We start from the raw sequence: 20,591 nt of genomic DNA on the forward strand, positions 1-20,591 counted from the left end.
AGGAAAATCTTATCTTCGGCTCACGGTCCGTCCGCCAAGGAGAGGCCGCCGACCGCTTTCTCTTATTTCATTGCGGCTCGTGCCAGGTTTTCCGGCCTTGTTGTCGAACGCAGCCATGCCTTCACGCTCGTGCCATGAGAATTGATCCGCCCACGATTAACGCGCCGGCAGCCCAGTGCCGCCAGCTTAGCTCTTCGCCAAGGAAGATTGCCGCCAGAACCATTGCGACCACCACGCTGAGCTTGTCGATCGGGGCGACTTGCGATGCCTTCCCAAGTTGCAAAGCCCTGAAGTAGCAAAGCCAGGAAGCGCCGGTCGCCACGCCCGACAACGCCAAGCAGAGCCATGTTCGAGGGGTTACGCCGTGCAATGAAATCGGCCCTTGGCGCCAAGCGAGCAACCAGGCAAAGACCAAGATGACCACGGTGCGGATGGCGGTGGCGAGATTGGAATCGAGGTCCTTCACTCCCACCTTTGCCAAGATTGCCGTCGCCCCGGCAAATAGAGCGGACAACAACGCCCAGTGCAGCCAATTCATGTTCAGTGTCCAAGCGAACCCGTGATCCTGTCATGATAACGGATCCTGGGCAACACCGGACGGCGGGCACCGCCGCCGCGGCCGAAGGGCCGATTTCCCCGAGAGCGTTGGCAACGGCAATCAGCAGCTTGTCGCCTTTCACTTCAGCGCGCCGCCGGTGCCAGCGTGGTGTGGTCGCGAAGACGTTGCAGTACTCTGCACTTGGGAGTTTCTTGGAGGCAGATTTGTCCCCAGACGTCGAGTTGCAGCAAGCGGATCCGCAGAGCGCGGTCGGTGCCCTCGATCAGTTGTTCGAGCCGCGTGCCGTTCAACCGTAGCAAGTCGGCCAGGAACGAGTTCTCAAAGAACTTGTGCGAAATGGTGAGGCGTTCGTAGGCATCGGTGGGAAAGGGCCGCTTGGGCCGTTGGCTGAGCCGCTTTGGCAGGTATCGCTTGGCGAGTTGGCGAATGATCCATTTGTCGCAGAACAGCGGGTGCTGCGACCGGAGCGAGAGGGGCGAAAACCGCATCTTGTAGGCCGGAGGCAGGTTCTCCGCAAAGTGCAGCAGGTCGTTGCTCAAAAATGGAAAGCGAGCTTCAACGCCTGCGGCCATGCCCATGCTGTCATTGCGATGGAGCAACGTCCGTAAGACGTACTTCAGCAGTCCCGTCAGGGCACAACGACGCCGCGCCGCACTGCGTTGCGAGTTTGTGCCCTGCCAGGCGTCAAAGGCCGTCTGCCCCAGTTCAAGTTCCATCTGGCCGTCGATCTTTTCCAGGCCGGTTCCATCGCGCGACAAGGCTGCCGGCAATCCTTGGGCGTGACCAGCGGTTAATCGAGGCAGCCAGCGGTCTATGCGGCCCGGGATCCGGAGCCTGTTGCGACTCGTCGGCGCGAGCCATGGATATCCGAAGTAGCACTCATCGGAACCTTCGCCGCAGAGGACGGCCTTGACTCGCGCGGCGCGGACCAATTCGGCCAGCTTCAACATGGCGACCGATTCAGGGTGGAACGTGAACGGGAAGCCATAGTGTTCGATCACGTCAGGCATGCGCTCGATGAAGTCGGAATCGCACACCTTGACGGCCTGAAAGTCCAGCTTGAGGCAGCGTGCCAACGCCGCTGCTGCGCTGCGCTCGCTGAGCGGTCCTTCCACGTCGGCGTGGAAGATCGTGAAATCGCGACGATGCCTGGCCGCGATTGCCGCCAGCAGCGACGAATCGACGCCGCCACTGCACAAGACGCCAACAGGGGCATCGGCGAACAACTGGCTCCTCACGCTCCTCGTCAGCAACTCATCGGCGCGATCGACCACCCGTGCCGGCTTTTCGGCCGCCAAACTCTGTGCTTCGGCGTTGTCCGAAGTATCTTCCACGCGAACAAAGCGCGTGCGGCGGAGGAGTTCGCCGGCTCGAACGCGAAGCACGGCGCCGGGTGCAAGGCTCTCGATCTGGTCGAAGAACGAATCGCCGACAGTGGGGCCGCCAAAGCCCAGTAAATATGATGAGACGGCCAACATGTTCGGCCGTAGCGTCAGCCAGCGTTTCATGGCACGCGGGGTAGAAGCGAAGAGGAAAGCCTTCTCGCCTTGGTGGAAGTGAAGAGGCTTGATGCCCAGTCGGTCGCGTGCCAGAACGAGCGTTTGGTCCCGGCGGTCGTACAAGGCGAAGGCAAACATGCCCTCCAATCCAGCGAGCGTCGGCTCCACGCCGAAGTGAATCAGGGCTTCGAGCAGCACCTCCGTATCGCAGGTCGTTCGCCAAACGACGCCTCGCCGCTCCAGTCGCCGCTTCAAGTCTTCATATTGGTAAAGCTCGCCGTTATAGACCAGGCAAAACCGCCCGGTGCGGTCCCAAAAGGGCTGGCGGCTGCGCTCGTTTGGGTCGACTAAGGAAAGACGGGTGTGGACCAGGCCCACCCCGAGGTCGGAAAAGATCCCTAGTCCGTCCGGGCCGCGCTGCTCAAGCTCGAACGCAGTTTGCCGCAGCCGCCCCGCGTCCGGCACGGTCGACGCATCATGCTGCAGAATGCCAAAGATACCACACATGGTTCGGAACACGGCCTGTGGGAAATCCCGCTAAAGCCCCCTGCTACGACGCCCGGGGGAGCGGATGGTATTCAGATCAGCCCTCCCTGGCAACCACAATGCCGAGTTGGCAGCCCGCTCTTGCTCCAGGATCTGGCCGTTGCGACGGTCCTCGTGCTGCTGTCCGCATTCGGCTTATCCCGCGACCTCGTTGCCGGCAAACCATACCATGCCAACGACAAGAGCGCTGGCGAGCACCGCTGAATCACCAGACGCTGGGCAGCAGGCGTTTGGTCGACGCCATGTATGCGCGGTAGTCCTGGCCGAAGGCTTCAAGCATCATGCGTTCCTCGCGCCCCACGCGGAAGGCGAAAAGCAGCAGCATGGCAATACCTTCGGAGGGGCCTGCCAACCAGTTCGGAATCACCAGCGCCTGGCCCGACAGGTAGACGAAGAACGCCAGATACATCGGGTGGCGCACGCGGCGATAAACACCGTGCGTGACCAATTGGTGCTTCTCGCGCACTTCCAGCGAAACTGAAAAGTTGTCGCCGAGATCCGCGTGCGATCGGTGGAAGAGCCATAGCCCGGCCATCAAACAACCGCTGCCGACGCAGAACGAGACCGGGTGAAGTGGATAATCCGCCGACGAGAACACCGGCGTGACGATCCACAGAAGCGGGAAAAAATAGGCCGCGTAGTTGATGCCCAGCAGCAGGCCTTCCAGCCTGCCCTTGCGGCTCTTGAGAACGGGCAGCGTTCGACTTCGCTGTCCGTGGGGCGCCCGGATCAGAATCATCAGGATGTTTGCCAGAACCATGACCGCCTTGGCATATAAAGAAAATCTTATCTGCGCTTCATCGACCGTTTACGCACGCCGTGTAAAATGACACCGTCATCGGCCGGCGTGCGGCCGAACGGCAAGCCCACAGATTCTCAGCGAAAGGATTGCAGCCATGCGTTACGTTCTGGCCACGTCGGTGCTCACCTTGGGCCTCATGTTGTTGACGGTCGATGCTCGGGCACTTGCGAAGGAAGAAGACGTTCCGCTCGACCAAGTGCCCAAGGTGGTGCTCGAGGCGGTCAAAGCCAAATTCCCCGGCGCCAAGCTCACGGAGGCGGCGAAAGAGACTGAAGACGGCAAGACGACCTATGAGATCGGCTTGGAGCACAAAGGGCAGGAGTATTCGGTTTCGCTCACAGCCGCCGGCAAGATCACCGAGATCGAGCGTGAGATTGAAATCAAAGAACTTCCGAAAGCGGTCAGCGACGCGATCAAGAAGAAGTATCCCAAAGGCAAAATGGAAAAGGCCGAAGAGGTCACCGCCGGCGGCAAGACCACCTATGAAGTGGTCGTCGAGGCATCGGACGACAAGGACGTGGAAGTGACCGTCGACGCCAGCGGCAAGATCCTGAAAGAGGAAGCCGAGGAGGAAGAGGACGACGAGGACGACGATGATAAATAGCCGGGGCGGTCGCGCCTGGCCGACGGTCGGCGCCAATCGAGGCTCGTTTTTCATTCACCCAAATTCGTTTTGAAAAGGAGATTGTCGATGTTGTGTTTGTTTGATCGCGCCCAGCCTCACGCGCCGCGCCGATGTCCCTGGCTGTTGTTTGTGGCGGCCCTTCTAGTTGGCCCTCTGTCGATGCTCGATCCGCGCCCGGCATCCGCCAAGGGGCATCACGAAGAGGCCGAGCATCACGAGCGCCACGGCCGCCATGAAGCGCGCCATCATGAGGAGGACGAAGACGATGAAGCCGAGGGTGAACACCACGGCCGGCATGTTTACCACGAAGAGGCCGAGCATCACGAGCGCCACGGCCGCCATAAAGCGCGCCATCACGAGGAGAAGGATGATGACGACGACGAGGAGCACGGACGAGGCACCAAGGCCGAGCTCCATGCACTTCGCGAGCAGGTGGAGGATTTGCAGGCCGCAGTGCGAAAACTGAACGAAGCCATCGAGCGGCTCGCGCGGCGGCGCTAGCGGGTCGCGAGGAACCTCGTATGCTCCGCGTGCTCCTCGTCGAAGACGACCTGCAAATCGCCGACTTCGTCGTGCGCGGACTGCGCGAAGAGGGGCTTTGGGTCGACCACGCCCGCGACGGAAACACGGGCTGGGAGGCGCTGGCACGCGGCTCGTGGGACGTGGTGCTTTTAGATTGGTGGCTGCCGGGCATCGACGGTTTGACCCTTCTCACGCGATTGCGCCAGACGGGCGACGCCTCGCCCGTCTTGTTTCTCACGGCCCGCGACGCGGTGAGCGATCGCGTGATCGGCCTGGAGGCGGGGGCCGACGACTACCTGTGCAAGCCCTTTGCGTTCACCGAGCTGTTGGCGCGCGTGCATGCGCTTGGGCGTCGTCGTCCGGCCTGCGTGTCGCCGGTGTTGCGGGCGCACGGCGTCGAGCTGGACCTGGCCGCTCAGCGCGCGCGGCGGGGCGGCCAAGCACTCGAGCTGACGGCCAAGGAGCAGGCGCTGCTGGCGATGTTTTTGCAGCATCCCGAACAGGTCCTTTCGCGCACGCGCCTGTATGAGCAGGTGTGGCAAGAGCGTTATGACGGCATGTCAAACACCTTGGAGGTTCACGTGATGGAATTGCGGCGCAAGCTGGAAGCGCACGGGCCGCGGGTGATCCACACGGCACGGGGCCGCGGCTATTGGTTCGGCCAGACTGCGCAGCGAAGCGGCGCGACAGTCCCATGATACAGTCCCATCACACTCGCCCATGACAGTGGCCCATGACACTGGCAACCAGGCTTTCGGCTTTTTTTCTGGCGACGCTCGCCGTCGTGCTGGTGGGTTTTTCGGTCGCGTTGTATGGGACCGCCGCCATCTACTTCGATCGACAAGTCACCGAACGTCTTGAGGCGGCCCTGCGAAGTCTGGCCGCCGCAGCGGAGATCGAAAACGGCCGCCTGGAATGGGAGCCGCAGAACCGCTCCATACAGCTTGACGGTCGAGACGCGGCCGCGCCCGTTTCGTGGCGAGTGACCGATGAACTCGGTAGCTTGATCGATGGTTCCTCCGACGCGCACGGCGCGGGGCAGGCCTGGGCAGCAACGCCCAAGGCGTCGCTTTACGGAGATCGCCCCGTCATTGCTGATTCCGCCGACGGCGAGTGGCGCGTGGCGCGAGTAAGAATCACGGCTGCCGCTTCGACGGCGACGCCCGCAGTTGATGGTTTAAACCGCAATGGTTCGAAGACGCTCTGGATCGAAGTGGCGGCGCCTCTCGGCCCAACGCAGGTTCTCTTGTCACGACTCGTCTGGTTGGCCGTGGTCCTCTCGATGTCGCTCTGGCTTCTGGCCGCGGCGCTGGGGCGGGCCATCTGCCGCCGCGCGCTCAGACCTCTGACCGCGATGGCCGCCGCCGCACGCGACATGCGCGGCGACATGCTCTCTCGACGGCTGCCCGAGCCGAATGGGCACGACGAATGCCAGGACCTCGCCCGCGCGTTCAACGAACTCTTATCCCGCGTGGAAGAAGCGTTTGAGCGACAACGACAATTCACGGGCAACGCCTCGCACCAATTCCGCACGCCGCTGGCGGCGATTTTAGGTCAGATCGAAGTGGCACTGCGGCGCGAGCGGCCTGCCGACGAGTATCGCCGGGTGCTGGCAGCGTTGCAGCGGCGCGCCGGCGAATTGCGGCAGCTTGTCGAGGCGCTGCTGTTTCTCGCACGCGCCGACGGCGATGCCTTGCTTCCTGATTTGGGGCCGGTCGACCTGGCGCCGTGGCTGCGAGAGTGCCTGGATCGTTGGACAGCGCATCCGCGGGCCGGCGACTTCCGGCTGGAGCTTAAGGCGAAGAGTTGTCTGGCACGCATTCACCGGCCTCTGGCGGACCAACTCGTCGACAACTTGCTCGAGAACGCGTGCAAGCACAGTTCGCCCGGTACGCCCATTGTCGTTCGCCTCACTGAGAACGCCGCGGTGCTGCGGCTCGAGATCGAAGACCGGGGTGCAGGCATTTCGGCCGCCGACCTCCCGCACATCTTCGAACCCTTCTACCGTTCCGAGCAAGCACGGTCGCGCGGATTATCTGGCGCCGGCCTTGGGCTGACGGTTGCCCAACGCATCGCTACGGCACTCGGGGGAAAACTGTGTGTCGAATCACAACTCGGCGCCGGGAGCAGATTTGAATTCCTTCTTCCCCGGTGCGATCCCTTTTCATCGCCTGAGCCGCAGCCGTTAACGGCTCTCCAGGTTGATTGAGCCGGTCTCCGAAGCCCGAAGCCGAAGGTTGCAAGATCGAGTTCTATCGCAGATAATTCTCATGGCCGGCGTCTGCTGCACGCCATCCGCACGGAGTCGTCGAAAGAGAAGTTCACTCGTGAGGGTTTTCGTTGACTGGAAGGGCAGCAGTCCGCCGAGGAGCCGAGGAGGGAGATGCCGCTGGGTGACATGTATGGCCTGCTATAATAAGTGGCGGGTTTGGCCTTCTGACGGAGGTAAGAACATGGTCTTTGAAGGGCACGTTGAGAACGGCGGGGTCGTGTTTCAAAACCCGTTACCGTTGCCTGATGGCACGCCGGTGCGGGGCGAGTCTCTCGCCGTGCCTGGCTTTTGGCAATCGCCATCGATTGACGATCTTGCCCGGCAACAAGGCGTGCCCGCGCTGTCGACGCTTGAGGAACTGCTCGGAGGTTGGCCTGCCGACGAGGCGGATGACGATTTCGAGTCTTGCGTTCACGCCTGGCGTCAGCAAGAAATGGACAATCGCCCATGAGCAATGCTCTGCTGCTCGACACGGACGTCGCGAGCTATCTCTCTTCAAAAAAACAGGCCGTTCATGCAAATCATCCGCGCGATGAAGTCAAAAAGAAGCTGGCCGACGAGCGCATCACGTTCCCCGTACTCATCGACGACGGCAAGACCGCCGAGCGCATCGGCATCGGTTTTTCCGCCTGCCTGCTGGTCGACCGCGAAGGGAAAGTGCTGTCGGTCTACAAAGACTCTCTCGCCCCGCCCGCGCAGATTGAGAAATTGCTGGAAGAGGAAAGCGATGAGCAATGAACGACGAGTGATGAGTGGCGGCTAGCTTCGGCTATAATCTAGGTACTCGTTACAATCCCTTAGGAGTTGCTTCCATGCCCGTTCACGACTGGACTCGCGTCAGCGCGGGCACTTTCCACGACTTCCACTGCACGTGGATTCCGCTAATCAAGATTCGGCTCAACGACGGGCTGCTGCCTTCGGGCTACTACGCCCAAGTCGAGCGGGCCGCCGGTGAGATTACGCCAAAGATACAGTGTCGGTCAAAGCGCCCGATATCACGCTCAAAGGTCTGCGCATCGTCACCGGGCGGGTACACGATCGCCGCGGACAGCCGGTCGACGGCGCCACGGTGTTCAACTCGGGCGACGCGCACGAGCGGATCGAAGCGAGGAGCAAAGGCGGCGGAAAATTCCTCCTGACCGAGGTGACCAAAGGTGGCGTATTCTTGTTCGCCGAAAAGCCCGGCTACCGTTTTACGGGCGTGCGGTTGCCAGCCGATCAGGCTGAGGCAACCCTCGTGCTCACGCCGGTTGACGAACCCGCCGAACCCAAGACCACCTTGCCGCCGCTGCTCTCGCCGGACGAGGAGTACGCTCTGGCGCGTGCCGTGCTCGATCCCTGGCTCGAGCGGTTGGCGAAGTCCGGCACGCCGGAACAAAGGATCAAGGGCTTCGCGTCCTTGATCCAAATCAATGGTCTGGAGGCTTTCCAACGCCTCGATTGGTTAGGTGATGTGGACAAGCCTGTCCGTGATGGCGTTCGCTATAGCGCCATTTACTCTATCATAGCGCATCACGGCCGCATCTCCTGGGACGAGGTGCGTGGGATGATCGAGGCGGGCGACGACGAATACTTCAAGGCCGCAGAACTGATTGAGGCTTCCGATGCAATGGACGACGGCGAGCAGGCGATGCGGCTCGAATGGCTCGAATCGGCTGCGCTACACGCGCGTAAAGTAGCAGATCCCTCACGGCGCGTAAGGGTTTTGGGATGCGTGGCCGAACGCTTGTTTGTCCTCGGCGAAGTTGCGCGCGCCAGGCAGGTACTTGCCGAAGCCGAGAACGACGCGAAACCGCTGTTCCCTGATTATGCCGCGCAGTACGCCTTCCTTCGTCTCGCGCTGGCGGCGGTCCATGACGACGCGAACCGCGCGATCGACTGGCTTGCAAAAGCGGGCATTTATCTGAAGAATCACGGCGGCCGCGTGGCCGCAGGACTGCTGCCCGATAATCCCGGGCGGTCCATCGAAGCCTGGAAGCGGGTTACGGAGGCGATGCGCAAGGATCGAGCGCGAACGTCTGACGGCACCGAATACCGTGCGGCCGCGGAATTCTGCTATCGGCTGGCGCTCGTCGACCGCCCGCTTGCCGAACAGGTCGCCGCTGAAGCCGACGAGGCGATCGTGCGCTTTCGGGCAAAGGGCACCATTATTCTGGCGCTGGCCGAAACGCAGCCGGCCGAGGCCCGCCGGCTGTTGGCGGCGTTGGTGCGAGGGGAGCTTCCTCAGCTTCCCACCGAAGAGAGTTGGCTTTTGCCTCGGGAGTCGGCGCCGGCGATTGCGGCGTGGCTCTTGCCGGTGGCCGAACGGGTCGATCCCGATCTCTGCGGCGAACTGTTCTGGCGGTCGCTGGCTCTGCGGCTGCCGCGCCCCCGTCGAAACAATCTCAGCGATCAAGCTGAACGGGCCGACATCGAGTTGGCAAAGCTGCTCGCCAGGTACGACCGCGACATTGCACGGGCGCTTTTGGAACCGCTCGCTGGGAATGTTGGCAGCATGTTCTTCCTCGCGGCGGTACACGTCGATCCGCGCTGGGCCAAAAGCTTGCTCGACACGGTTGCCGACGCGCCATCGTCGATCGAGCTTGCCGACAGCTCGCGGTTCCATTTCGTCTGGACTTTGGCCCTGCCACTGCCCGAGCGCTGGAACGGGCGGAACGAGTATTGCGCAGGCTTCTGGGAGCCTTCCGCGAGGGACAGGCCGTTGCCGCCCTAGCCGCCGAACGTCAGGTGGATAATCGGGGGGGCATTCCTGCAGGAAACGTCCGCACATCTCGCCAACACCTTGCTGGTGCTTTATGCTGAAGAGGGCGAGGAAAAGCGGATCGTTGACGCGACGTTCTTGGCCGTACCAAGGTGAGAACGATCCGAATCGCCGCAAGGAGCCCTCTCAATGACTGAAGACGAATTACTGGAACGCATCACGGTTGATCCGACAATCTTCGGGGGCAAGCCGATCATTCGCGGCATGCGCATCGCCGTTGAGCATGTGTTGGGTATGCTGGCGGCGGGAGACAGCCCCGAGCGGCTGCTGCAAGAATATCCGTTTCTGGAGCCCGCCGACGTCCAAGCGTGCCTGGCATACGCGCATCGCTCTCTATCGGGTGACGTGGTTCAAGAGCGGATCGCCCGGGCAGCAACGATATGAAGTTCTTGCTCGATGTCTGCGTTTCATCGCGTTCGCTACAGGCATTTCTTATCGCTCAGGGACACGACGTGCTTTCTGCTGTCGCCATCGATCCGAAGGCCAGCGACGAGCGCCTGATGGCCTTGGCCCTTCAGGATCAGCGCATCTTGCTGACTGAAGACAAAGACTTCGGCGAACTGATATTCGTTCGCGGGTTGCCACATGGTCCGGTCGTCCGGCTGGTCGAACTAACTGTTGACGAGCAGGTCAGGGCCGTGGCAGAGTTGCTGGAGCATCGTGCGGCGGAGTTGATCGGGGCCGTTATTATCACTGTCACGCGAGCTCGGATTCGCGTTCGGAGACAGGACGAACTCGACGAGTAGGTCGTTATGACGCTGGGCCAACGGCTTGCTCGATGCCGTGGCCACAAAACACAAGGAGGCACAAAGACGGCCGGCAGTCACGTTCGCGCTTCCGTCGTCTCTCCGTGCCCTTTTGTGTTGTTTGTGGCGAAAGTGATTGCATCTGACGGAGCGGGCGACTCATAATGCTGTGAGAATCTCCATCCCATTGAGGCGAATATGGCAACGATATTCCGGCTGCCACGCTGGCGATTTGTTTTGTGGTCGGGCGTTTCAGCGTTTTTGTCAATTGCGAGCGCTTGCCTGACGACGATGGCACAAGAGCGGACGGACTCGGCCGCCTCAGCCGGCGCCGCGGAAAAAATGTCCGACTCGTGGTTGCGCGTAGTGCCGATCAAAACACCCGCGCCGGATAAGAACATCGGCCACTGGCGGGCGTGGGTCGAAGAAGATTGGTTGCTGGTCGAACGCCGCACCGGCAAGGGTGACATCGAGTGGAAGATCGTGCTGGCCAAAGTCGTCGGCGAGGAACCGCCGGAAATTGACGCCGATCAGTTCGGGGCGTTGCGGCTGAACTATGACAACGGCCGCTACTTCATTCGCGAATACAGCGGTTCGGATGCGGAGTCGGATTTCGGTTGCCTACGTTGCCGACGGCAGCCAAAGATGTCGGAAGAACGCTGGCCGACGATTCCTGCTCCGCCTCGCGACCGCAAAGCGCCGGCCGGGTTCTCCGGCAGCCGCCAGTGGTCGCTTAGCAGCAGGGTCAGCGGTTCGTGGTTGACGGTCACCGCTGGGCCGCCCGGCCAGGGAGGAGAGCAACGGTCGGTGGACTTTCTCTTGCGGCTGTACCACGCCGACCTTGAAGTGGACGCCCACGGCGGTTCGGGCGGCGGCGATTTTCTGCGACAGTTCTATGGCAAATGGTTCGTCGAAGACGACGGCGAGCTATTGGTGGCGAACTGGTTGCCGGCATCGCTGCTCGTCGAAGAATTGAACCAACATCCCCTTCTGGCCGGCCGATTCGCGACGAAGCGACTGGGCGGTTCTGCCGCGCCGTTGCTGGCCGGCGAAGTCTGGCTGAACTCCGACAGGCCGCCGACGTGGAAAACGCTGCGCGGCCAGCCGGTGCTGCTGGTGTTATTCGATCTCAAGCAGCCGTCATTCCTACCGCTCGTGCCGCCGCTATTAGGATTTCAAGAGATGTATGGCAAACAGGGGCTGGTTGTGATCGGCGTTCATGCAAACGACCAGCGAGACGATGTCGCAAAGAGGCTTGCCGACGAGCGCATCACGTTCCCCGTACTCATCGACGACGGCAAGACCGCCGAGCGCATCGGCATCGGTTTTTCCGCCTGCCTGCTGGTCGACCGCGAAGGCAAAGTCGTGTCGGCCTACAAAGACGCGCTCGCCCCGCCGGCGGAGATTGAAAAGCTGCTGGGGTCGAAGCGGCTGCATTAGAATCGTCAAAGATGCCGTGGCGGCCAAAGTGCCCGAGGACCACCTAGGGGGCGACCGGTCGGACTCGCACGCGCTGCCGCGTGATGACGATGAAGCAACCGGAAGGATTCGCTTCAACCACTGACCAACACTGCTCCAAGCGCCGCAGGCGCCGCTCGATGCTCAAATCTTTCAGCCTCAGCAATACGACGCCGCGCGAATTGAGCCGATCTCGGAACACGAGGTCGCCGAAGTCTTTGTCCGACGTCAGAATCAGCCGCTGTTCCGCTTCCGCTTCGCGCAGCCATTGGCTATCAAGCTCACCGGGACGTTCCTCCGCGGCATAGCGCACGTCATCGCCCCGATTGAGCAGCCAAGCCACAGTTTTGGCGGCGATGTTTTCGTCGGCTAGGTACTTCATCGCCGCGAGCCGTCAGTCGTAGATGCTTTGATCCATGCCCACTACGGCCGCGGCATACTGAAGGGCGGCACGGATGTGCTCGGGCTTCAATGTTGGATAATTGTCGAGCAGGTCGTCGAAGTTCACGCCGGCCCCTAGTTCCTCAAGCACATGTTGCACGGTCAGTCGCGTGCCCTTGAACACCGGCTTTCCCAGCATGATCTCCTTGCGTTCTTCGATTAAATCTTGCCACTTCATGCTCGATGCTCCATGAGAACGGCCCATGTCTTTCATTGTAACCGATTCTGCCGGAACAGCTGGCCGGCCATTTGCGCAACGATTTCACCGCGACTCTGCGCGTTGGAAGGTTCTGCTGCTCGACACCGACGGCTCGGCGCGGCAAAGAGCACGATTTCCGTCAAACTGCCTTGAAACGGCCGGGGGCCACGCGGCGCAAGTGCTTGTGTAGAAACGGCTTCGGCTGGCATCGTTGCCGAAACAAAAGGGGGGATTTCGTTGCGCTCCGCCGCGCGCGGCGGACGACCATAAAACTCGCCGCCGCGCGCGGCGGCACCGCGACGCCACGTGCCTTCCGGCCAGCAGGCGCGGAAGCGACACGCGTGTCGCCTCGACCACAGGAGAGAAGGCGGAGCGAGCCGAGCCGTATGCGGCGCCACGCCCTCAGCCCGGCCCGGGGCGCCCGCTTGAGGGCCGGGCAGGAGAGGGGCAAATGCGTCGCGCGCGACGCTTTTGCCGGCGCGGGCGTGCCTTGCGGTGGGAGGCGCCGACGCGACACGCGTGTCGCGTCGACTGGACGAGGGAGTTGCACATCTTCGCTGGCGCACGGGCTTTCGACTCTGGGCGGGCGAGACGCCTACACCACAATGCCGATCGCCTCATTCGCGACCGCGGCGACCTCAAGTTACAATGCGGATTGCCATGCCCCATCGACATCCGCCCGAATCGCCGCCGGCCCCGACGGCCGTAACCGCACCATCCAAGCAAGCCCATCGGGCGGGATCGGATCTGCCCTTCCTGGCCTTGATGGGCGGGCTGGGAGGCAGCTATATCCTGCTGATCCTCGCCATGCTGGCCGCGGATATGGTGTACACGTCGCCCGCACATTTCGCCGCCGCGCTGGCGAAACCGGAGATTCAGTTTGCCGTGCGTTTGACCCTCATCAGTTGTACGATTTCGGCGCTGCTGTCAATCTGGGTGGCCACGCCGCTTGCGTACTTGCTGTCGCGGTTTCAGTTTCGGGGCCGCTGGCTGATCGACACGGCACTCGACGTGCCGGTGGTGCTGCCGCCGCTGGTGATCGGGCTGAGCCTGCTGATTCTGTTTCATCTGCCGATCGCCGGGGGCAACCTGGAGGAGTGGTTTCAACGACACCTCCGCTTTCGGGTGACGTTTCAGAAGCCGGCGGTGATTCTGGCCCAATTTGCCGTGGCCTGCGCGTTTGCGGTGCAGACGATGCGGGTCACGTTTGACCAGATCGACCCGCGGGCGGAACAAGTGGCGCTCACGCTCGGCTGCCGGCGGAGCCAGGCTTTTCTGAAGGTCGTGCTGCCGCAGGCCTGGCGGGGACTGATTGCGGCCTTCACGATTGCCTGGGCCCGGTCGCTGGGAGAATTCGGGCCAATTCTGGTCTTTGCCGGTGCCACGCGGATGCGGACTGAAGTGCTCTCGACGACGGTGTTTCTCGAGCTCAGCGTCGGCCAGCTTGAGGCGGCTGTGGCGGTATCTCTGCTTATGGTCATGGCGGCGATGGCCGTGCTGGGAATCGTGCGGTTGGTGGGGGCGAAGGTACACTGATGATCGAGCTCCGCAATGTGTCGATTCGCTCCGGTTCGTTTGTCCTGAGCGATGTCACGCTGACCGTCCCCACGGGCGGATACGCGATTCTGATGGGAGGCACGGGGCAGGGGAAGACGACGATTGTGGAAGCGATCTGCGGGTTGCGGACGGTCGAACGGGGTAGCGTCATCGTCGGAGGCGTGGATGTCACCCGCTTCAAGCCCGCGGACCGCGGCATCGGTTACGTGCCGCAGGATCTGGCGCTGTTTCCCACGATGACGGTCCGCGAACATCTGGAGTTCGCCCTGCGGATTCGGCGCGCCGCACGGACGCTGATCCGCGACCGGGTGGCCGATCTGTCGCACGTGCTGGGAATTGAAGGGCTGTTGGAGCGGGACGTGCATCATCTGAGCGGCGGCGAGGCGCAGCGGGTCGCGCTCGGGCGGGCGCTGGCGTTTGATCCGCAGGTGCTGCTGATGGATGAGCCTCTCAAGGCCCTTGATGAAACGACCCGCGACCGGCTCTGCGAGCTGCTGCGTTCGGTTCAGCGCGACCGCGGCCTGACGACACTGCACGTCACGCACAGCCGAACCGAGGCGCGGGCGCTGGCGGACCACTTGCTGGTGATCGAGTCGCGCCGCGTGACGGAGCGTCCGCTCACGCTGCTGGCCACGCGCGAAGACCACGCCGATGGGAGCTCCAGCAGCTCGCCGGGCTCTGCGACTCGATTACACGAAAGGACCGCCTCATGAACATCCGCGTCGAATTTACCGGACAACTCCGGACGGCGTCTGGAAGGCTGTGCCGCGTGCGGATGCCTTGGAAATCAGGTAGAATCGAAGCGGGCCGATTAGCTCGCGACAGAGAACGCTATTGGAGGAACAATCATGACTGTCCTGGAACAGCAGCAGCCGCTCACGCTGCCGGTCCCATTATATGAAGATCCGCCCGGCGTTTTTCGTGTTGGGAAGAGCCGTGTGCTGCTTGAACTGGTGATCCGCGCATTTCAACGCGGACAGACACCCGAAGGCATCGTCCAGTCGTACGACACGTTGAGTCTGCGCGACGTTTATGCCGTCGTCAGCTACTACCTTGCGAACCCAGCCCCCATCGACGAGTACCTCGGCGCCTGCGATCAGAAGGCAGAAGCGATGCGCCAAAAGCTGCAGGCCGCGGGCATGACTGGCGGCGTCGGCAAGGAGGAACTGCTCGCCCGTGCCCGCACGAAAGGTCTGTTCCGTGATCAAGCTTCTGGCCGATGAGAACTTCGACGGGGATATCTTGCGCGCCCTCGTTCGCCGCATGCCGATCCTGGATGTGGTGCGCGTGCAAGACGTAGGACTGATCCAAACTCCAGATTCAACGATTCTGGCGTGGGCTGCGGCCGAAGACCGGATCCTGCTCACGCACGACCGCGACACCGTTCCCGGGTTCGCCTACGACCGAGTTCGCAGCGGACAATCCATGCCAGGCGTCTTTCTCGTTAGCGACCAAATGCCAAGAGGACAGGCGATCGACGAGTTGCTTCTGGCTGTCGAGTGCTATACTTCTGACGACTGCAAAGACTTAGTCCGTCATTTTCCCCTTTGAAAAATGCTCAATCGGTTCGGCGAACTGAACGCCGACACTCCATTCATGAAGCTCATCAAATCGGTTATACGCGGAGAAACCTTCGATGCGATCCCGATCGAACAATCCGGGTGATCTCCGCCGCCTGTTGGGTCGCTATGCTCCTGGTGACGTATCCGCTGCGGCGGCTCCTGCTTCCGCCGGCCAAAGGCGATCGCAGGCTGAAATGATTGGCGGCCGAACACATCGTCGGCGAGACGCGGGAACGATCTCGCTGGACGAGTATTCGCAAACGCGGCCCCCGCGCGGTTGACCAGCCTCGTTCGATGACCTAGCCTCAAGGACACCGCGCGCGTGCTCGCGCGGCGTGAGTGGATGACTTCCCGAGCGTCACGTGCCGACTTTTTCCCCGATGCAACAACCACTTTCTCGCCGTCACTGGCTGCTCGGCTCCGCGGCTGGCCTCGCGGGCGTCTCGCTGCGCGCTCTCCACGCAGAAGAGCCGGTCGCCGTGCCGACGATCGATGAGCGAATCCGCAAGCTGGCCGACGAAGCGCCGCTGGCGATGCAGTTCAAGGGCGGCAATGCCGAAGACTGCCTTCGCTGGCAACGGCAATTCGCCGCGCAATTGAGAACGCTGCTGGGACCGCACCAGCCGCCGAATGAGTGGACGACGGTGGTCGAACGCAGCGTCGAGTTGAAAGATCATCGCCGCGAAGAACTGCTGCTGGTCGCCGCCGGGCACCCGCCGCTGCCGGTCTATTTGCTCTTGCCGCGCGCCGCGGACAAGGAGCCGCTCGCCGGCGTGCTGGCGGTCCACGGCCACGGCAAGTTTGGTTACGATCCGGTCGCCGGCCGCGACGAGCTGCCGGGCGTGGCCGCAGCGATCGACGAGAGCAACTACGACTATGGCCGGCAACTGGTCCGCCGCGGCTATGCGGTGGCCGTCCCTTGCCTGACTCCCTTCGGCCGCCGCTTGGGAGACCGCTCCAGTTATGGTTCCCAAGATCCCTGCGGAATCAGTTACCTGCGGCTGCAACTGTTGGGCAAGCTGCTGATCGCCGAGAATCTGCGAGATTGCCTCTGGGCCCTCGAAATGCTGGCCCGGCATGAACGGGTCGACGCCAAACGGCTGGCCTGCGTGGGACTATCCTACGGCGGGCGGATGACGATGTTGACCGCGGCGCTGGAACCGCGGGTTCGCGCGGCCGTCGTCTCCGGTGCGCTGAACGTGATGCAGGAGCGGGTTGCCGTTCGCTACAGTTGCGGCGCGCAAGTCATCCCCGGCCTGCTCCAATACGGCGACACGCCGGAGATCGGCTCGTTGATCGCCCCGCGGCCCTGCGTCTGGGAGGCCGGTTCGCGCGACAGCCTGGTCAAACCTGACTGGGCCGAAAACGCGCTCGCGCGCATCCTGCGGGCCTACCGGGCCATGGGCGCCGAGGATCAACTCGAAGTCGATCGCTTCGAAGGCGGACACGAGTGGAGCGGACGCCTCGGCTTTCCGATGCTCGAAAAAGCCTTGAAATGAGGGCGTAGGTCAGGCTTTCCAGCCTGACACGCGTCATGGTTGCGGCGATTCTTGCTTGGCCAGGAAGACATGGGTCTAATTATGGCCTAGCGCCCTCAGTCCGGTAATCGCGAGTTCTAGGAGCCAGCAATGGAGCCGTATACGCCCCAACCCGATGGCGACGAAGAAGAGTGGCAACGGTGGCGAGCCGAGCGCGCTCGCCGCCGCGAAGAGAGGGCAAAAGAAGAGAGGGCAATACAGGAGCAATTGGGCGAGTCAAAAGGAGCAGCGATAAACGGCCTTCTCTGCGTGATCATCGCCATCGGGTTTGCGAACTTCACGTGCTTTTGGCTCGCGGACGTTGCCATCGGCGGCTCCGCAGCGAACGGCAAGGTCGAGGGCGGCAAATTCTACGCCGGCTCTCACGGCAAATACACGGAGGTATCGAAAGCGGTATTCGACTACAGCCGCATCCACGGATACTCGATCTGGACGACTAAATCAGATGCTAAAATGACCCGCTACCGCTTATGAGGACAACTTATTGAGCCTGCACTTCTTATTGCGAATCGTGTCTGCCACGCGCTTGTTGGCATTGATTGCGTTGACGTTCTCCGTGTACGTGTTACCGGCTGAGGCGGCAAGTCCGCAGCGGCCGAATATCGTGGTGATCGTCGCCGACGATCTCGGCTGGGGCGACGTCGGCTTCCACGGCGCGGCGTTGAAGACGCCGCACCTCGACAGGTTGGCGCGGGAAGGGATCGAGCTGCGGCAGCACTATGTCGCTCCGGTGTGCAGCCCGACTCGGGCCGCCTTCAACAGCGGCCGTTACTGGAGTCGCTTCGGCGTCACCACGCCGAACAACGAACGGGCGTTCCGCTTCGATACCGTCACGCTGGCCAGCGCTCTCAAGTCGGTCGGCTACCGCACCGCCCTGACCGGCAAGTGGCACCTCGGTTCGATGCCGCAGTGGGGGCCGAGCCGGTTCGGCTTCGACCACAGTTACGGCTCGCTGGCCGGCGGCTGCGGGCCGTACGATCACCGTTACAAGACCGGACCGTGTACGCACACCTGGCATCGCGACGACCAACTCATCGAGGAGGAGGGCCACATTACCGACCTGATTGCCCGCGAAGCCGTCCGCTGGATCGAAGATCAAACGGAAGCGCCGTTCTTCCTCTACGTTCCCTTTACGGCCGTTCACATCCCCGTCGACGAGCCGCAACGTTGGCTCGACTTGTACCCTGACATCGCCGGACCCTCTCGCCGTCAGTACGCGGCCTGCGTGTCGCACCTGGACGATGCGGTCGGCCGGATTGTCGAGGCGCTGGCGCGCGCCGGCCGGCGGCGACAGACGCTGCTGGTGTTCTTCAGCGACAACGGCGGTTATCCGACCGCGCGCAACGACGACCCGCTCTATCCCGACGGCGGCAAGTACGTCGCCGGGCCGGCCGGCGGCAGTAACGTGCCGCTGCGTGGCAGAAAGACGGAGCTGTACGAGGGCGGCATCCGCGTGCCGGCGCTGGTCAACTGGCCCGGCACGCTGAAGCCGGGGAAAGCGACCGCGCCCATCCATGTCGTCGATTGGATGCCCACGTTGTGTAGTCTGGCCGGTTACAAACCGGACCGGGACTTGAAGTGGGACGGCCAGGACATCTGGCCGGTTTTGACCGGCGCGGTCACCACGCGGCCGCGCGAGCTGTATTGGGCCGGGCCGGGTCACCGCACCGACGCCGTACGGCAGGGCGATTGGAAGCTGATCGTCCACCGCAAGCCGGAGGCACCGCCGGAGCTGTTCAACCTGACCCAAGACCCCAACGAGCAGACGAACCTGGCGGATGAGCAGCCCCAGCGCGTGGCGGCGCTCAAGCAGCTCCTCGCTCGTCTGGCCGAGCGCGATAACGACGCGCTGGCCGACGATAAGGAGCCGGAATAAATGCACGTTCGCGTCGAGTTCACCGGACAACTCCGGACGGCGATTGGTCGAGCGAACGACCATGTCGATCTGCCGGAGGGAGCCACGGTGGCGATGCTGCTCGTGCAACTGGGAGAACACTGCGGCGAAGAGGCGCGGCCGCACCTCTTGAACGCCTCGGGGCAACTGCAGCCAAGCCTGCTGGTGGCGATCAACGGGACTGCTTTTCCGTCGCGGCAGGCAGAGGCGACCGTTCTGCGGGAGGGGGATACCGTCGTGCTGTTGCCGCCGATCGCTGGAGGTTAGATGAAACCGCTGCCCGAATTGACTGCCGACGAACAGGGCCGCTACGAGTGGCAGTTGAGGGTGCGCGACTTTGGCCTGGAAGGCCAGCGCCGCCTCAAAGCAGCGACGGTGCTGGTCTCCCGCATCGGGGGCGTGGGAGGATCGGTGGCTCTGCAGCTTGCGGCGGCGGGCATCGGACGGCTGATTCTGGCGCATGCGGGCAATGCGCGGCTGAACGACCTCAACCGCCAACTGCTGATGACGACCGAGAGTGTCGGGCTACCGCGGGTTGAGACCGCCGCGCGACGTCTGCGGGAGCTGAACCCGCACGTTGGAATAGAGACGGTCGGGGAGAACATTAGCGAAAGTAATGCGGCCGATCTGGTCAGCCGATGTGACGTGGTCGTGAGTGCGGCCCCGCAGTTCGCGGAGCGGCTGCTGATGAATCGGGAAGCGGTGCGGCGGCGGAAGCCGCTGGTCGACTGCTCGATGTACGATCTGGAAGCCCGCTTGATGACGGTGCTGCCCGGCCGGACGCCGTGCCTGGAGTGCCTGTATCCGGAGCCACCTCCCAACTGGCAACGGCAGTTTCCCGTCTTCAGCGCGGTCTCGTGTATGGTAGGTTCACTGGCGGCGATGGAAGCGATCAAGGTGGTTGCGGGATTCGGCGCGCCGCTTGCCGGGCGGCTTCTGGTGAGCGACCTGCGCGACATGAGTTTTCGCACGCTGCCGATCGCTCGCCGCGAAGACTGCGCCGCGTGCGGTTCGGTCGCGCATGGCGGATAACGTGGCGAGTCCGCCGCGGCAGGGATAGAATGGGGGCGAGACACATTGCCGGAGGATTTTCGCATGGCGACCGTCGAAAAAAAACTGTGCTTCACGGCGAACGTCGGATCGTGCTGTTCGAAGCAGATGCGTTCAAGACGTTTGCGGAGGTGCTGGAGGAACTGCGGACTGCGTAGGCGATCGAAGGGTTTTCCTACCCCTTCCGGGTGTAAAAACGACAGATCTGTCGTTTTTGCACCCAGAAGAGTTAGTTTCTGGTGGACTTTCCCTTAAGCTCTGTGAACTGTTCACGCTGGGGTTGGAAAACTCGCACGACGATTCCTGACTCGCGGCACTATTCGCCTCGACGATATACTGGGAACGCTGCACAGCGACGACCCCGGAGCCTGATCTCGATGAAACGCCCCGCCACGATCTCGGCCGTACTCCTATTCCTGCTTCTGTCCGCCCTCCTTGTCCCCAGTCCTGCCCCGGCGGCCCAAGGGCCGCCGAACATCCTCGCCGACGATGCCGGCGGCAAACGTTCCGCAACGCCGCGGTCCGCGATAGAATGGGGATGCACCAACTACGTCGCGAAC

General features: G+C 62.6%; 24 protein-coding genes. 19 read left to right on the top strand and 5 right to left on the bottom strand.

The genetic code is table 11. The features are described 5' to 3' along the window. Nucleotides 1-121: 121 nt before the first annotated feature. From VNH11_24245 to VNH11_24255, 3 genes are all read right to left on the bottom strand, one after another. The gene (locus VNH11_24245; protein HVA49499.1) at nucleotides 122-538 is read right to left on the bottom strand and encodes an EamA family transporter; all 417 of its coding nucleotides are present in this window, start codon (nucleotides 536-538) and stop codon (nucleotides 122-124) included. 143 nt (nucleotides 539-681) lie between these two features. Next, the gene (asnB, locus tag VNH11_24250; protein HVA49500.1) at nucleotides 682-2,565 is read right to left on the bottom strand and encodes an asparagine synthase (glutamine-hydrolyzing); all 1,884 of its coding nucleotides are present in this window, start codon (nucleotides 2,563-2,565) and stop codon (nucleotides 682-684) included. Nucleotides 2,566-2,809: 244 nt separating this feature from the next. After that, nucleotides 2,810-3,364 carry a protein-S-isoprenylcysteine O-methyltransferase gene (locus tag VNH11_24255; GenBank protein ID HVA49501.1) on the bottom strand — a complete coding sequence of 185 codons (555 nt, stop codon included), beginning with the start codon at nucleotides 3,362-3,364 and terminating at the stop codon, nucleotides 2,810-2,812. A gap of 136 nt (nucleotides 3,365-3,500) precedes the next feature. On the opposite strand from VNH11_24255, the gene VNH11_24260 reads away from it, so the two are divergent. The 10 genes from VNH11_24260 (at nucleotide 3,501) to VNH11_24305 (ending at nucleotide 11,772) form a co-directional block, all read left to right on the top strand. Beyond that, nucleotides 3,501-4,010 carry a PepSY-like domain-containing protein gene (locus tag VNH11_24260; GenBank protein HVA49502.1) on the top strand — a complete coding sequence of 170 codons (510 nt, stop codon included), beginning with the start codon at nucleotides 3,501-3,503 and terminating at the stop codon, nucleotides 4,008-4,010. A 180-nt stretch (nucleotides 4,011-4,190) separates the two neighbouring features. Further along, on the top strand, nucleotides 4,191-4,532 hold the full coding sequence (locus VNH11_24265; GenBank protein ID HVA49503.1) for a hypothetical protein: 342 nt from the start codon (nucleotides 4,191-4,193) through the stop codon (nucleotides 4,530-4,532). 20 nt (nucleotides 4,533-4,552) lie between these two features. Then, entirely contained in the window at nucleotides 4,553-5,251 is a 699-nt protein-coding gene (locus VNH11_24270) for a response regulator transcription factor (protein HVA49504.1), read from the top strand. 35 nt (nucleotides 5,252-5,286) lie between these two features. Beyond that, on the top strand, nucleotides 5,287-6,762 hold the full coding sequence (locus VNH11_24275; GenBank protein HVA49505.1) for an ATP-binding protein: 1,476 nt from the start codon (nucleotides 5,287-5,289) through the stop codon (nucleotides 6,760-6,762). A gap of 244 nt (nucleotides 6,763-7,006) precedes the next feature. Continuing rightward, complete coding sequence (locus tag VNH11_24280; protein ID HVA49506.1) at nucleotides 7,007-7,276, top strand: hypothetical protein; 270 nt, start codon at nucleotides 7,007-7,009, stop codon at nucleotides 7,274-7,276. Then, entirely contained in the window at nucleotides 7,273-7,563 is a 291-nt protein-coding gene (locus VNH11_24285; GenBank protein HVA49507.1) for a hypothetical protein, read from the top strand. Before VNH11_24280 ends, VNH11_24285 begins: the two co-directional genes overlap by 4 nt. Nucleotides 7,564-7,798: 235 nt before the next feature. Beyond that, complete coding sequence (locus VNH11_24290; GenBank protein ID HVA49508.1) at nucleotides 7,799-9,538, top strand: carboxypeptidase-like regulatory domain-containing protein; 1,740 nt, start codon at nucleotides 7,799-7,801, stop codon at nucleotides 9,536-9,538. A 177-nt stretch (nucleotides 9,539-9,715) separates the two neighbouring features. Then, nucleotides 9,716-9,970, top strand: a complete 255-nt coding sequence (locus tag VNH11_24295) for a DUF433 domain-containing protein (protein ID HVA49509.1) — start codon at nucleotides 9,716-9,718, stop codon at nucleotides 9,968-9,970. After that, nucleotides 9,967-10,332 (top strand): DUF5615 family PIN-like protein, encoded by a 366-nt coding sequence (locus VNH11_24300; protein ID HVA49510.1) that lies wholly within the window; start codon nucleotides 9,967-9,969, stop codon nucleotides 10,330-10,332. The genes VNH11_24295 and VNH11_24300 overlap by 4 nt, the downstream gene beginning before the upstream one ends. Before the next feature lie 342 nt (nucleotides 10,333-10,674). Beyond that, on the top strand, nucleotides 10,675-11,772 hold the full coding sequence (locus tag VNH11_24305) for a hypothetical protein (protein HVA49511.1): 1,098 nt from the start codon (nucleotides 10,675-10,677) through the stop codon (nucleotides 11,770-11,772). A 43-nt stretch (nucleotides 11,773-11,815) separates the two neighbouring features. On the opposite strand, the gene VNH11_24310 is transcribed toward VNH11_24305, so the two are convergent. Both VNH11_24310 and VNH11_24315 read right to left on the bottom strand, forming a co-directional pair. Next, nucleotides 11,816-12,172 (bottom strand): DUF5615 family PIN-like protein, encoded by a 357-nt coding sequence (locus VNH11_24310; GenBank protein HVA49512.1) that lies wholly within the window; start codon nucleotides 12,170-12,172, stop codon nucleotides 11,816-11,818. Nucleotides 12,173-12,184: 12 nt separating this feature from the next. Continuing rightward, nucleotides 12,185-12,409: a DUF433 domain-containing protein gene (locus VNH11_24315; protein ID HVA49513.1), complete on the bottom strand. Its 225-nt coding sequence runs from the start codon at nucleotides 12,407-12,409 to the stop codon at nucleotides 12,185-12,187. A gap of 681 nt (nucleotides 12,410-13,090) precedes the next feature. On the opposite strand from VNH11_24315, the gene VNH11_24320 reads away from it, so the two are divergent. The 9 genes from VNH11_24320 to VNH11_24360 all read left to right on the top strand — a co-directional run bounded on the left by VNH11_24320 (nucleotide 13,091) and on the right by VNH11_24360 (nucleotide 20,013). After that, the gene (locus VNH11_24320; protein ID HVA49514.1) at nucleotides 13,091-13,966 is read left to right on the top strand and encodes an ABC transporter permease; all 876 of its coding nucleotides are present in this window, start codon (nucleotides 13,091-13,093) and stop codon (nucleotides 13,964-13,966) included. Continuing rightward, the gene (locus VNH11_24325; protein HVA49515.1) at nucleotides 13,966-14,700 is read left to right on the top strand and encodes an ATP-binding cassette domain-containing protein; all 735 of its coding nucleotides are present in this window, start codon (nucleotides 13,966-13,968) and stop codon (nucleotides 14,698-14,700) included. Before VNH11_24320 ends, VNH11_24325 begins: the two co-directional genes overlap by 1 nt. Before the next feature lie 135 nt (nucleotides 14,701-14,835). Continuing rightward, nucleotides 14,836-15,210: a DUF433 domain-containing protein gene (locus tag VNH11_24330; GenBank protein HVA49516.1), complete on the top strand. Its 375-nt coding sequence runs from the start codon at nucleotides 14,836-14,838 to the stop codon at nucleotides 15,208-15,210. After that, a complete protein-coding gene (locus VNH11_24335) occupies nucleotides 15,188-15,538 on the top strand; it encodes a DUF5615 family PIN-like protein (protein HVA49517.1) in 351 nt (116 codons plus the stop codon). The genes VNH11_24330 and VNH11_24335 overlap by 23 nt, the downstream gene beginning before the upstream one ends. A gap of 391 nt (nucleotides 15,539-15,929) precedes the next feature. Then, nucleotides 15,930-17,048 carry a prolyl oligopeptidase family serine peptidase gene (locus VNH11_24340; GenBank protein ID HVA49518.1) on the top strand — a complete coding sequence of 373 codons (1,119 nt, stop codon included), beginning with the start codon at nucleotides 15,930-15,932 and terminating at the stop codon, nucleotides 17,046-17,048. Nucleotides 17,049-17,177: 129 nt separating this feature from the next. Continuing rightward, entirely contained in the window at nucleotides 17,178-17,561 is a 384-nt protein-coding gene (locus tag VNH11_24345) for a hypothetical protein (protein HVA49519.1), read from the top strand. A 10-nt stretch (nucleotides 17,562-17,571) separates the two neighbouring features. After that, complete coding sequence (locus VNH11_24350) at nucleotides 17,572-18,963, top strand: sulfatase-like hydrolase/transferase (GenBank protein ID HVA49520.1); 1,392 nt, start codon at nucleotides 17,572-17,574, stop codon at nucleotides 18,961-18,963. Next, on the top strand, nucleotides 18,964-19,248 hold the full coding sequence (locus VNH11_24355; protein ID HVA49521.1) for a MoaD/ThiS family protein: 285 nt from the start codon (nucleotides 18,964-18,966) through the stop codon (nucleotides 19,246-19,248). It begins immediately after the preceding gene. After that, a complete protein-coding gene (locus VNH11_24360; GenBank protein HVA49522.1) occupies nucleotides 19,249-20,013 on the top strand; it encodes a HesA/MoeB/ThiF family protein in 765 nt (254 codons plus the stop codon). It abuts the gene before it with no gap. Nucleotides 20,014-20,591: the final 578 nt, after the last annotated feature.

This window comes from Pirellulales bacterium (assembly GCA_035533075.1).
In the GTDB taxonomy this organism is placed as follows: Bacteria; Planctomycetota; Planctomycetia; order Pirellulales; family JAICIG01; genus DASSFG01.

Coding starts and splice junctions, on each gene's coding strand:
- VNH11_24270 (HVA49504.1), top strand. CDS start 4,553: ATGCTCCGCGTGCTCCTCGTCGAAGACGACCTGCAAATCGCCGACTTC.
- VNH11_24295 (HVA49509.1), top strand. CDS start 9,716: ATGACTGAAGACGAATTACTGGAACGCATCACGGTTGATCCGACAATC.
- VNH11_24245 (HVA49499.1), bottom strand. CDS start 538: ATGAATTGGCTGCACTGGGCGTTGTTGTCCGCTCTATTTGCCGGGGCG.
- VNH11_24285 (HVA49507.1), top strand. CDS start 7,273: ATGAGCAATGCTCTGCTGCTCGACACGGACGTCGCGAGCTATCTCTCT.
- VNH11_24280 (HVA49506.1), top strand. CDS start 7,007: ATGGTCTTTGAAGGGCACGTTGAGAACGGCGGGGTCGTGTTTCAAAAC.
- VNH11_24275 (HVA49505.1), top strand. CDS start 5,287: ATGACACTGGCAACCAGGCTTTCGGCTTTTTTTCTGGCGACGCTCGCC.
- asnB (HVA49500.1), bottom strand. CDS start 2,565: ATGTGTGGTATCTTTGGCATTCTGCAGCATGATGCGTCGACCGTGCCG.
- VNH11_24320 (HVA49514.1), top strand. CDS start 13,091: ATGCCCCATCGACATCCGCCCGAATCGCCGCCGGCCCCGACGGCCGTA.
- VNH11_24355 (HVA49521.1), top strand. CDS start 18,964: ATGCACGTTCGCGTCGAGTTCACCGGACAACTCCGGACGGCGATTGGT.
- VNH11_24255 (HVA49501.1), bottom strand. CDS start 3,364: ATGGTTCTGGCAAACATCCTGATGATTCTGATCCGGGCGCCCCACGGA.
- VNH11_24300 (HVA49510.1), top strand. CDS start 9,967: ATGAAGTTCTTGCTCGATGTCTGCGTTTCATCGCGTTCGCTACAGGCA.
- VNH11_24325 (HVA49515.1), top strand. CDS start 13,966: ATGATCGAGCTCCGCAATGTGTCGATTCGCTCCGGTTCGTTTGTCCTG.
- VNH11_24265 (HVA49503.1), top strand. CDS start 4,191: ATGCTCGATCCGCGCCCGGCATCCGCCAAGGGGCATCACGAAGAGGCC.
- VNH11_24340 (HVA49518.1), top strand. CDS start 15,930: ATGCAACAACCACTTTCTCGCCGTCACTGGCTGCTCGGCTCCGCGGCT.
- VNH11_24360 (HVA49522.1), top strand. CDS start 19,249: ATGAAACCGCTGCCCGAATTGACTGCCGACGAACAGGGCCGCTACGAG.
- VNH11_24330 (HVA49516.1), top strand. CDS start 14,836: ATGACTGTCCTGGAACAGCAGCAGCCGCTCACGCTGCCGGTCCCATTA.
- VNH11_24315 (HVA49513.1), bottom strand. CDS start 12,409: ATGAAGTGGCAAGATTTAATCGAAGAACGCAAGGAGATCATGCTGGGA.
- VNH11_24260 (HVA49502.1), top strand. CDS start 3,501: ATGCGTTACGTTCTGGCCACGTCGGTGCTCACCTTGGGCCTCATGTTG.
- VNH11_24310 (HVA49512.1), bottom strand. CDS start 12,172: ATGAAGTACCTAGCCGACGAAAACATCGCCGCCAAAACTGTGGCTTGG.
- VNH11_24305 (HVA49511.1), top strand. CDS start 10,675: ATGTCCGACTCGTGGTTGCGCGTAGTGCCGATCAAAACACCCGCGCCG.
- VNH11_24345 (HVA49519.1), top strand. CDS start 17,178: ATGGAGCCGTATACGCCCCAACCCGATGGCGACGAAGAAGAGTGGCAA.